Here is a 9,778-nt window from a genome sequence, read left to right as displayed (position 1 = left end):
CGTTGCGCGCCGCTGGTCTGCGATAGAATTGCCGACGCGGCTTTCGCGCGCGCGCCGAGGTTGGCCATTTGCGTTGCGAGATCAGGCTGGTCCATGCGGCGCATCCCCCTGGGGTTCCATCACCAAATCGTCGCGGTGGATCATTTCGTCCCGCCCGCGATAGCCCAGCAGCGCTTCGATATCGCTACTGCGCCGCCCAGCAATCCGCGCCGCATCGGCGCTATCATAGGCGATCAGCCGCGCGCCAGCGTAACGCCAGTCGGCCCCTGCACCACGACAAGATCGCCGCGCTCGAAACTGCCCTGCACCTGCCGCACGCCTGCGGGCAGCAGGCTTTTCCCCGCCCGCAAGGCCCCGACCGCCCCCGCATCGACGGTGAGAATCCCAGCGGGTTTCACCGACGCCGCATCCAGCGCTTGCGCGCCGTCAAGGGTTCGGCCTGGGGCAGGAACCAGGTGCACCGCGCACCGTTCAGCAGGGCTTGGAGCGGATGCAGCGTCTTGCCCAAGGCAATCGCCATCCGTGCGCCCGCCGACAGCGCGACGCGCGCGGCTTGCAGCTTCGTTACCATGCCGCCGGACGAGAAACCCGGTAGCGCTTCCCCGGCCATCCCGAGAATTTCCGGCGTCAGCGCGCGGACTTCCGGCAGATGTTGCGCCTCGGGATTGACGCGCGGATCGGCGGTATAGAGCCCGTCGATGTCCGACAGCAGCACAAGCGTATCGGCGCTCGCCATTTGCGCCACGCGTGCCGCCAGCCGGTCGTTATCGCCAAAGCGGATTTCCGCCGTGGTGATGGTATCGTTCTCGTTAATGATCGGCACCGCGCCCAAGGCGAGCAGCGCGTTCAAGGTGGCCCGGCCGTTCAAATGACGGCGACGCTCTTCGGTATCTTCGAGGGTGAGCAGCACTTGGGCCGCCGTCAGCCCGTGGCGGGCGAGCGCTTCTTGATAGGCGTGCGCCAAGCGGATTTGCCCTGTGGCCGCCGCCGCCTGCTTTTCTTCGAGAAGCAGCGCCTTGCCGAGCAGCCCGAGCGAGCCACGCCCGAGCGCCACCGCGCCGGAGGTAACGATCATCACCTGCATGCCGCGCGCCCGTAAGCTCGCCACATCGTCGGCCAAGGCATTCAGCCAGTCGCGCCGCAATGCCCCGGTGTCGCTCTCGACCAGCAGCGCCGAGCCGATTTTCACCACCAACCGCCGCGCTGTAGCGAGGGATTGCGTGTCAACGGGGGCGAGCGCGGTCATCGGGCGAGGCTCAGGGCTGGAAGGGAACGTGTTCGGAGGCGGCTTTTTCGTCCGTTTTCGCCCGGTCGATCACGCCATAGAGGCGGCGGCAAAGGTCGAGAACGCCGCGCCCCGTCACCCCGGACAGCAACTGAATATCCTCGGGCTCCTGCCCGCTGGCTTCGGCCAGCGCCGCGCGCTTTTCGTCGATTTCATCATCGAGCAGCGCATCGGTTTTATTGAGGCCGATGATTTCCGGCTTGTCGGTTAGCCCGCCGCCGTAATCTTCCAACTCTTGCCGCACGATGGCGTAATTCTCCGCCACGTCTTCCGCCGTGCCGTCGATGAGGTGCAGAATAACGCGCGTGCGCTCGACATGGCCGAGGAAGCGGTGGCCGAGGCCAACGCCGTCGGAAGCCCCTTCGATCAAGCCTGGCAGATCGGCGAGCACGAATTCCTTATCGTCTACCCCGACCACACCAAGCTGCGGCTTCAACGTGGTGAAGGGATAGTCGGCAATCTTCGGGCGCGCGGCGGAGGAGGCCGCCAGAAACGTGCTTTTGCCCGCGTTCGGCATGCCGACGAGGCCCGCGTCCGCAATCAGCTTCAGGCGCAGCCACACCCACATTTCAACGCCCGGCCAACCGGGGGAGGATTGGCGCGGCGCGCGGTTGGTGGAGGATTTGAAATGATCGTTGCCGAAACCGCCGTCGCCGCCACGCGCCAGCAGCACGCGCTGCCCCGGCTCGGTCAGATCGTGCAGCACGGTTTCGTTGAACTCATCCATAACTTGCGTGCCGATTGGCACTTTCATGGTCACGCTGCGCCCGCCGGGACCGGAGCGTAAGCGCCCCATACCGGGAATGCCGTTCTGCGCTTTGAAATGCTGTTGGTAGCGGTAATCGATCAGCGTGTTGAGGTTGGCGACCGCCTCCACCCACACATCGCCGCCGCGCCCGCCGTTGCCGCCGTCCGGGCCGCCGTATTCAATGAATTTCTCGCGCCGAAAACTCACACAGCCCGCCCCACCGTCGCCGCTGCGCACGTAAATCTTGGCTTGATCGAGAAACTTCATCGTTAGGGTATCCTAGGAGCCGATATCGCTGCCCCAAAACGTGAAAGGGGGAATGGCAGACCATTCCCCCTTAACCTCTATATCTCACCGCGCGGCAGGCCGGGGGAGAGAAAGGCCGAAACGCGCGTGGTGTTAGGCTGCCAGCGGCAGCGCTTCCACTTCCGGCTGTTCGATGAACACGGTGGTGCCGAGCGAGTTCTTGTGGAACCGCACGATACCTTCGACCAGCGCGAACAAGGTGTGATCCTTGCCGATGCCGACATGCTTGCCGGGCTTATACTTGGTGCCGCGCTGACGAATGATGATGTTGCCCGGAATGACGATTTCGCCCCCGAACTTCTTCACGCCAAGGCGACGACCAGCGCTATCGCGACCGTTGCGGGAGCTACCGCCTGCTTTTTTATGGGCCATCTCGTAAGACTCCTCTAACCTTGATCTGTCGCTTAGAGCGCGGGCAGGGCCGTGATCTTCAGGATCGTGAGATCCTGACGATGGCCATTCTTGCGGCGCGAGTTCTGACGACGACGCTTCTTGAAGATGATAATTTTGGGGCCGCGCGCTTGACGCACCACTTCCGCCGTCACACTCTTGCCGTTCAGGGCATCGCCCAGAACCAGGGTTTCGCCGTTCGCGACCAGGAGAACCTGGTCGAGCGATACGGAATCGCCCGCTGCGGCTTCGATCTTTTCGACCGTAATCACATCGTCTTGGGCGACGCGGTATTGTTTACCGCCGGTTTGAATGACTGCGTACATGGTTGTTTAACTCGACCACAATAGAAAGTGAGGCGCACCGCGCCCGCCGGAGAGAGCGCACTCTACCCATGCGCCCCGCCCCGTCAAGGAAAAAACGACTCCATTCCTAAAGGCCCGCGCTTAAGAGCCACGCGGCAAAAACAGGGTAGTGCCAAATCCCCCAAAAAACCCTCTTGCACGGGGCCGCGCTTGTCGCTATTGATCCGCGCCACAAACACGCGCTCCCGTCTGCCAGGGAGATGGCGTCGTGCGGATGGGTGGCAGAGCGGTTGATTGCACCGCACTCGAAATGCGGCATACCTTCACGGGTATCGGGGGTTCAAATCCCTCCCCATCCGCCAAATTTCCTCGTAAGAAGTTGATTTCCTGAGACGTGGCGGTTAACGCGCTTTCAGGGGGTCTCTGTCGGTCGCGCTCGGCGGGCGCGGCGCTTGTCTTTTTCGACAAAATGCATCGCTTCGAGCTTCAGCCCGTCGGGATCGAGAAAATAGACCGCGTAATAGCCTTCGCCATAGCTCGGATAGGCGGCGGGCGCATCGACGATCACGACCTTCTCCGTCAGCAGAAAATCGTAGAGCGCGTCCACCTCCCCCCGCGCCGCCAATTCAAACGCATAATGATGGTAACCGACATCACCCGTGCGGTGTTTATGGCGTCGCCCGACCGCATCGGCCTGCGTGATCCAGAACATCGTCGCGCCATTGTTCCAGCCGACCACCCTATCGAATTCCCATTCGCGCGCGAACCCCATGAAGCCCAAAACGCGGCTGTAAAAGGACTTCGAGGCGGCCAAATCGCTGACGCGAATGGCCAGGTGATCTATTCCGACGACACGAACCATGGGCATTGATCTTTTCTGACGAGAGAATGCTCAAAAACTCAAAAAGTTCCACTTTCGGTGCCACAATATCACCACTCTCCCGCATCTTTTCTGCTTCAGAAGAGAAATGCCTACGGATAGGACCGATATGGTGAAAACCTTCCTGCGCCGCCTTACCGCTATCCTTCTCGGCGCGCTTGTGCTGCTGGAAGAACTGGCCTGGGGGCTGCTTGATGCCCTGCGCCGGGTTTTGGACCGGATCGTTCCGCTGGCCGCGTTTCACCACTGGCTGAGACAGCGCTCTAAATGGCAGGCCCTGATGCTGTTCGCCGTGCTTCTGGGGCTGGCCGAGATCGGTCAAGTGGCCGCGCTCGCCTTGATCGGTACGGGGAATTTTTTGGCGGGCCTCGGCGTGCTGGTGGCGCTGAAAATGCTGGGCGGGCTGATGGTCGTCACGCTGTGGCGGGAATGCCGGGCGCAACTCCTGACCTTCACCATCATCGCCTGGGCACATCGGCTCATTATAGAGTGGCGCGCGCGGGTTCACGGCTGGCTCGACCGGCAGCCGCTGTGGCGGGCGGTTCGGAGCAGCGTTGACGCCGCGCGCGCCTGGGGAAAGCGCTGGTTAGACCGGTTTCGTTAAGCGGGCAGTCGGCGCGCGTATTCGGCGTGCAACCGGCTCCAATTCTCCCAAAAAGGGGCTGGCTCGGTATTGCTCACCCGCGCGACCAGAATATCGAGATGCGCGTGCCACCCGGCGCTGACCTTCAGCAAGATATCGCGATCCGGGATGCGGCGATGGGTGACGGTGAGCAGCATCTTCTCGCCGCGCGGCTCCAACTCGAAGGCGACTTCTCCGCTTACCCCCCATGTGATCGTCAGCTTGTGTGGCGGATCAAGGTCGACAATCCGGCTTTGCATACGGTGTTCTGGAGAAAAACCCTCGGGGCGTTCGCCGGGCGGGTCCGTCAGTTCGTGATTGCGCCAGACCAGTTCAAAGGTGGCTCCGACCTTCATCTCCATGTCCCCCGACGCCATCCACTGGCGGCGCAGGTCGCTTTCGGTGAGATAGGCCCAGCCGCGCTCGATGGGGCCGGGCAAGAGCCGTTGGATGGTCAAGGTCGTCGGCTCGGTGAGCGTGCCATAGGCGTCCAGCGTCGATAGGTCGATCATGCATCGTCTCCTGTGGGGGTAGGACGGGCGTCTGCGGCGCGCAAAAGCCGGTCGAGAACGTCCAAACGGTCGACCCAGAAGCGTTCGTAGAAATTCAACCACGCTTGCGCGCTGGCGAGCGGCCCCGGCTCCAGCCGACACAGATGCGTGCGACCGCGCACCTCGCGCCGGATGAGCCCGGCGGCCTCAAGCGCTTTGATATGTTTGGAGGCGGCCGCCAGGGACATGGCGAAGGGTTCGGCGAGCTGGCTCACCGTTCGCTCCCCTCCCGCAAGGTCGCGTAGCATGCGCCGCCGCGTGGCATCGCCGAGGGCGTGGAAGATTGTATCTAACTGAGGGGCTTCTAATTCAACCATAACGTTGAATATAGACACCCCTCATCACATAGTCAACCAATCGGTTGAATGAATTTATCTCCCCCTCACCGCTCGCTCGTCCAATAGGCCAAGGCCGCCACGGGCAGGGCGAGACCAATCCAGGAGGCCAGTTCCCAGCCGCCTTGAGCAAACGCCCAACCGCCGACCGCTGAGCCAATCGCGCCGCCCGTAAAGAAGGTCGCCATATAAAGCCCGTTGAGGCGGCTCCGATATTCGGCTCCCAAGGCAAAGATGGCGCGCTGACCGAGGACGATATTCACCGTCGCCCCGAAATCGAGCAAGATGGCGGCGGCCACCAATAACCCCAGCGCGAGGCCGGAGCCTTCGGGGGCAATGTGGGTTATCAGGAAGGATGCCGCCGCAACCAGCATCGCCATCGCGGTTGCCGGGCGGCTCCACCCCCGGTCGGCCAAGCGGCCCGCAATCGGAGCCGCCACCGTCCCCGCCGCCCCGGCCAGGGCGAAGAGCGCGATTTCGCTTTGCGAGAGATTGAAGGCAGGGCCGGCCAGCAGCAGCGGCGTTACCGTCCAGAACAGGCTAAACGCGCCGAACAGCGCGGCCTGATACAGCGCCCGGCGTTGCAGAATCGGTGTCCGCAGCGCGAGGTTCGCCAGCGAGGCCAGCAGATCCCCGTACCGTAAGGACGATTGCGGTGCCCGGCGCGGCAGGTTTTTCGCCAGCACCAGCGCGAGCCCGACCATCACCCCGGTCGAGAGAAAAAACACCGCGCGCCAGGACAGGAAATCGGCGAGGAAACTCGACACCGGCCGGGCGAGCATGATCCCCGCCATCAGCCCGCTCATGATATTCCCGACCACTTGGCCGCGCACCTCCGGCGGGGTTAGATGGGCAGCGAAGGGCACGATGATCTGCACGGCCACCGACGCCAGCCCGATCAAGACGGCCGCCCCAAGGAAAGCGCTCGCCGTCGGGGCCAGCCCCGCCCCCAGCAAAGCCAGGGCCGCGAGCCCGATCATGGTGAGAATCAAGCGCCGGTTTTCCAGCAAATCGCCGAGCGGCACGATTAGCAACAGCCCGACGCCATAGCCGATCTGAGTGAGGGTCACGATCAAGCCAGTGGCTTGCGGCGACAGACCAAGCTCGGCGCTAATCGGCCCGGCGAGCGGCTGGGCGTAATAGAGGTTCGCCGCGATCAGCCCGCAGGAAGCCGCCAATAAGAATATCATCCAAGCGGAAATCGTCCGCGTTTCGGCCGCCGGGGCCGCGATCTCAGGCGTGGTCATGTTGCTCTCCATCATTGGAAACAATCGTTTCCAAAATAGCCAAAAAAATCAGTCTAGAATCCGCAAAGCGGCCATTACCGCTTCGGTCATTTCCGCCCGGCTGCGGCCGGTTTTCCCAACGATGCGCATGCCTTTCATCAGGCAGACGAGCGCCCGCGCCGCGCCCTCTGCCGAAACACTGGCCGCAATCGAGCCGTCCGCCTGCCCGTGGCGGATGAGGCTTTGCATCACGGCCTCGTCATGGGCCATCGAAAACCGGACCCGCTCGGCAATCTCATCATCGGAGATCGCAAGCTCCACCGCGCTCCCGATAATCAAGCAGCCTTGCCGCCCTTCGAACCCGTGCGAGCTTTCGGCGTAAAAGGTGAGCGCGTTGCGCACCTGCTCCCGCCCGGTTTTGCCGTCCGCGACCAGCGCGTCGAAGGCCTCGCGCCGCTGCTGTTTGAAGCGGTCGAAAACCGCCAGAAAGATGGCTTTCTTATCCTTGAACGCCTTGTACAGGCTGCCCTGCGCCACTTCCATCGCCTGGGTCAGCTCGGTAATTGAGGTGGCGTGATACCCGCGCTCACTAAAAACCCGCGCGGCCTTATCCAACGCAGCATCGATATCGAATTCGCGCGGGCGGCCTCGGGCAGCGGGCGGTAGGGTTTGCGTCATAGCGCGACTATAGAAAACGATCGTTTCCGAATCAAACGCTTTTAAGCGATTGCGACGCCCCGCCCCGGCCTTTACCTTAACGCCGCTCTCTTTTGCCTTACTGGAAAGATCCCGCCCGATGAAATCCCGTGCCGCCGTTGCCTGGGCTGCCAATCAGCCGCTGACCATTGAAACCATCGAGATCGGCGGCCCCAAGGCGGGGGAAGTGCTGGTGGAGATTATGGCGACCGGCGTTTTGCCATACCGACGCCTACACGCTGTCGGGACTCGATTCCGAAGGCAAATTCCCCGCCATTCTCGGCCATGAGGGCGCGGGCATTGTGCGGGAGATTGGCGCGGGCGTGACCTCGGTCAAGGTCGGCGATCACGTGATTCCGCTCTACACGCCCGAATGTCGCCAGTGCAAAACCTGCCTGTCGCAGCGCTCGAACCTCTGCACCTCGATCCGCGCGACCCAAGGCCAAGGGCTGATGCCGGATAAAACCACGCGCTTTTCCTGCGAGCGCAGTTCGGAAATTTTCCACTATATGGGCTGCTCGACCTTCTCGAACTTCACCGTGCTGCCCGAAATCGCCCTGGCGAAAGTGCGGGAAGACGCGCCGTTCGACAAGATTTGCTACATCGGTTGCGGCGTGACCACGGGCATCGGCGCGGTCGTCTATACGGCGAAAGTCTGGGCCGGGGCGAATGTGGTGGTGTTCGGGCTCGGCGGCATTGGCCTGAACGTCATCCAGGGCGCGCGCATGGTCGGGGCCGACAAAATCATCGGCGTCGACCTCAACCCCAGCAAAGTTGAGATGGCGAAGAAATTCGGCATGACCCATTTCGTCAACCCCGATGAGGTGGGCCGCGACAAGGTGGTCGAAGCCATCGTCGATATCACCGGCGGCGGGGCGGATTTCTCCTTCGAGTGCATCGGTAACGTCCATACCATGCGGCAAGCGCTGGAATGCTGCCATCGCGGCTGGGGCGAGAGCATTATTATCGGCGTCGCCCCCTCGGGCACCGAAATTTCCACCCGCCCCTTCCAACTGGTCACGGGCCGCGTTTGGAAAGGCTCGGCCTTCGGCGGCGCGCGCGGGCGCACGGATGTGCCGAAAATCGTCGATTGGTACATGGACGGCAAAATCGATATCGACAGCCTCATCACCCACACGATGCCGCTCGATGAGATCAACACCGCCTTCGATTTGATGCACGAAGGCAAATCCATCCGCTCGGTGGTGGTCTACTAATGGCGCTGGAACGGCTTTCCCAAGCGAAATGCTTCGGCGGCACCCAGGCCACCTATCAGCATTCTTCGGCGGAAACGGGGACGGCGATGCGCTTTGCCGTCTTCACCCCACCCCAGGCCGAAGCTGGGCCGGTGCCGGTTCTATGGTTCCTGTCGGGCCTCACCTGCACGGAGGAGAATTTCACCGTGAAGGCCGGGGCGCAGCGCGTGGCGGCGGAACTGGGGCTTATGCTGATCGCGCCCGACACCTCCCCGCGCGGCGACGGCGTGCCGGACGATGCCCAAAAAGCCTATGACTTCGGCCTCGGCGCAGGCTTTTACGTGGATGCGACCGAAGCGCCCTGGGCGCAGCACTACCGGATGCGCTCCTACCTCGAAACCGAGCTTCCCGCGTTGGTGGCGGCGGAGCTTCCGGCGGATATGACTCGGCAAGCCATCAGCGGGCATTCGATGGGCGGGCATGGGGCGCTGACGCTGGCGCTGCGGAACCCCGCCCGCTTCCGCTCGGTCTCCGCCTTCGCCCCCATCGTCTCGCCGCTCAACTGCCCCTGGGGCGAAAAAGCCCTCACCGGCTACCTGGGGCCGGATCGGGCAGCGTGGGGGGCCTATGATGCCTGCGCGCTGATCGAAGACGGTGCGCGGCTGCCCGACATTCTGATCGATCAAGGCACTGCCGACAGTTTTCTGACAACGCAATTAAAGCCGGAATTGCTGGAAGCCGCCTGCGCCACCGCAGGCCAGCCGCTGACCCTGCGACGGCAGGAGGGGTACGACCATTCCTTCTTCTTCATCGCCAGCTTTATTGCCGATCATCTGGCCTGGCATGGGGCGCGGTTGCGGGGGTAAGGCTGGCGCGGGGCTTGGGGACTTAGTCCTCCAGCCCCGCCGCCTCGGCAGCAGCGGCAGCGGCTTCCTCGGGTCGGCCGAGGGCGTTGAGGACGGTGCTGAGGCTAATGAGGGAGTTTCGCAGTTCCTTTCGAAAAACGGCAGGCAACGTATCCGCCAATCCCCGCAGTATTTTTACTGCCTCCTCATTCGGGGACAACGCCGCGCTATGATCATCGAGATTGACAAGGCAAGCTGTCATGTTGACTAGCGAAATAGCCAAACTCGGCAGAAACGCATCGGGCCGCTTTAGAGCCAAATCCCGCCGAATTTTCACAGCCTCTTCAATTGCCGACAAAGCCGCCTTCCAATAGCCGAGTTCGGCAAGACGAT

General features: G+C 62.7%; 11 protein-coding genes, 1 tRNA gene and 2 pseudogenes. 4 read left to right on the top strand and 10 right to left on the bottom strand.

Features of this window, described 5'->3' with window-relative positions; translation table 11 throughout:
• Positions 1-81: 81 nt before the first annotated feature.
• The 4 genes and pseudogenes from proB to rplU all read right to left on the bottom strand — a co-directional run bounded on the left by proB (position 82) and on the right by rplU (position 3,055).
• Positions 82-1,246, bottom strand: a pseudogene (proB, locus tag VZ95_RS11495) (glutamate 5-kinase).
• Between the two features lie 10 nt (positions 1,247-1,256).
• A complete protein-coding gene (obgE, locus tag VZ95_RS11490; RefSeq protein WP_045775966.1) occupies positions 1,257-2,300 on the bottom strand; it encodes a GTPase ObgE in 1,044 nt (347 codons plus the stop codon).
• A 132-nt stretch (positions 2,301-2,432) separates the two neighbouring features.
• Complete coding sequence (gene rpmA / locus VZ95_RS11485) at positions 2,433-2,711, bottom strand: 50S ribosomal protein L27 (protein WP_045775965.1); 279 nt, start codon at positions 2,709-2,711, stop codon at positions 2,433-2,435.
• Between the two features lie 32 nt (positions 2,712-2,743).
• Positions 2,744-3,055, bottom strand: coding sequence for a 50S ribosomal protein L21 (gene rplU / locus VZ95_RS11480; protein WP_045775964.1), 312 nt, complete (start codon positions 3,053-3,055; stop codon positions 2,744-2,746).
• Between the two features lie 251 nt (positions 3,056-3,306).
• Here rplU and VZ95_RS11475 point away from each other — a divergent pair.
• A tRNA-Ser gene (locus VZ95_RS11475) sits at positions 3,307-3,396 on the top strand.
• A gap of 50 nt (positions 3,397-3,446) precedes the next feature.
• Here VZ95_RS11475 and VZ95_RS11470 read toward each other — a convergent pair.
• Positions 3,447-3,902, bottom strand: a complete 456-nt coding sequence (locus tag VZ95_RS11470) for a VOC family protein (protein WP_198148247.1) — start codon at positions 3,900-3,902, stop codon at positions 3,447-3,449.
• A 121-nt stretch (positions 3,903-4,023) separates the two neighbouring features.
• Here VZ95_RS11470 and VZ95_RS11465 point away from each other — a divergent pair, with 121 nt between their 5' ends.
• Entirely contained in the window at positions 4,024-4,518 is a 495-nt protein-coding gene (locus VZ95_RS11465; protein ID WP_045775962.1) for a hypothetical protein, read from the top strand.
• Here the strand turns inward: VZ95_RS11465 and VZ95_RS11460 are convergent.
• From VZ95_RS11460 to VZ95_RS11445, 4 genes are all read right to left on the bottom strand, one after another.
• Positions 4,515-5,048, bottom strand: a complete 534-nt coding sequence (locus VZ95_RS11460; protein WP_045775961.1) for an SRPBCC family protein — start codon at positions 5,046-5,048, stop codon at positions 4,515-4,517. The two genes, VZ95_RS11465 and VZ95_RS11460, sit on opposite strands and share 4 nt — an antisense overlap.
• A complete protein-coding gene (locus VZ95_RS11455; protein ID WP_045775960.1) occupies positions 5,045-5,404 on the bottom strand; it encodes an ArsR/SmtB family transcription factor in 360 nt (119 codons plus the stop codon). Before VZ95_RS11455 ends, VZ95_RS11460 begins: the two co-directional genes overlap by 4 nt.
• 65 nt (positions 5,405-5,469) lie before the next feature.
• Complete coding sequence (locus VZ95_RS11450; RefSeq protein ID WP_045775959.1) at positions 5,470-6,669, bottom strand: MFS transporter; 1,200 nt, start codon at positions 6,667-6,669, stop codon at positions 5,470-5,472.
• A gap of 48 nt (positions 6,670-6,717) precedes the next feature.
• On the bottom strand, positions 6,718-7,326 hold the full coding sequence (locus VZ95_RS11445; protein ID WP_045775958.1) for a TetR/AcrR family transcriptional regulator: 609 nt from the start codon (positions 7,324-7,326) through the stop codon (positions 6,718-6,720).
• A gap of 118 nt (positions 7,327-7,444) precedes the next feature.
• On the opposite strand from VZ95_RS11445, the pseudogene VZ95_RS11440 reads away from it, so the two are divergent.
• A pseudogene (locus VZ95_RS11440) lies at positions 7,445-8,561 on the top strand (S-(hydroxymethyl)glutathione dehydrogenase/class III alcohol dehydrogenase).
• Positions 8,561-9,406, top strand: a complete 846-nt coding sequence (fghA, locus tag VZ95_RS11435; protein WP_045775957.1) for an S-formylglutathione hydrolase — start codon at positions 8,561-8,563, stop codon at positions 9,404-9,406. Before VZ95_RS11440 ends, fghA begins: the two are co-directional and overlap by 1 nt.
• Positions 9,407-9,428: 22 nt before the next feature.
• Here fghA and VZ95_RS11430 read toward each other — a convergent pair.
• Positions 9,429-9,778, bottom strand: a 350-nt coding sequence (locus VZ95_RS11430) for a hypothetical protein (RefSeq protein WP_045775956.1), incomplete at its 5' end; no start/stop codon positions are given.

The organism is Elstera litoralis (assembly GCF_000963705.1).
Lineage (GTDB): Bacteria > Pseudomonadota > Alphaproteobacteria > Elsterales > Elsteraceae > Elstera > Elstera litoralis.
This window is presented reverse-complemented; position numbering and strand designations above follow the sequence as displayed.

What these genes read in the sequence shown, in the direction of transcription:
- VZ95_RS11465 (WP_045775962.1), top strand. Translation starts at nt 4,024, where the DNA reads ATGGTGAAAACCTTCCTGCGCCGCCTTACCGCTATCCTTCTCGGCGCG.
- obgE (WP_045775966.1), bottom strand. Translation starts at nt 2,300, where the DNA reads ATGAAGTTTCTCGATCAAGCCAAGATTTACGTGCGCAGCGGCGACGGT.
- rplU (WP_045775964.1), bottom strand. Translation starts at nt 3,055, where the DNA reads ATGTACGCAGTCATTCAAACCGGCGGTAAACAATACCGCGTCGCCCAA.
- rpmA (WP_045775965.1), bottom strand. Translation starts at nt 2,711, where the DNA reads ATGGCCCATAAAAAAGCAGGCGGTAGCTCCCGCAACGGTCGCGATAGC.
- VZ95_RS11470 (WP_198148247.1), bottom strand. Translation starts at nt 3,902, where the DNA reads ATGCCCATGGTTCGTGTCGTCGGAATAGATCACCTGGCCATTCGCGTC.
- VZ95_RS11460 (WP_045775961.1), bottom strand. Translation starts at nt 5,048, where the DNA reads ATGATCGACCTATCGACGCTGGACGCCTATGGCACGCTCACCGAGCCG.
- VZ95_RS11445 (WP_045775958.1), bottom strand. Translation starts at nt 7,326, where the DNA reads ATGACGCAAACCCTACCGCCCGCTGCCCGAGGCCGCCCGCGCGAATTC.
- VZ95_RS11455 (WP_045775960.1), bottom strand. Translation starts at nt 5,404, where the DNA reads ATGGTTGAATTAGAAGCCCCTCAGTTAGATACAATCTTCCACGCCCTC.
- VZ95_RS11450 (WP_045775959.1), bottom strand. Translation starts at nt 6,669, where the DNA reads ATGACCACGCCTGAGATCGCGGCCCCGGCGGCCGAAACGCGGACGATT.
- fghA (WP_045775957.1), top strand. Translation starts at nt 8,561, where the DNA reads ATGGCGCTGGAACGGCTTTCCCAAGCGAAATGCTTCGGCGGCACCCAG.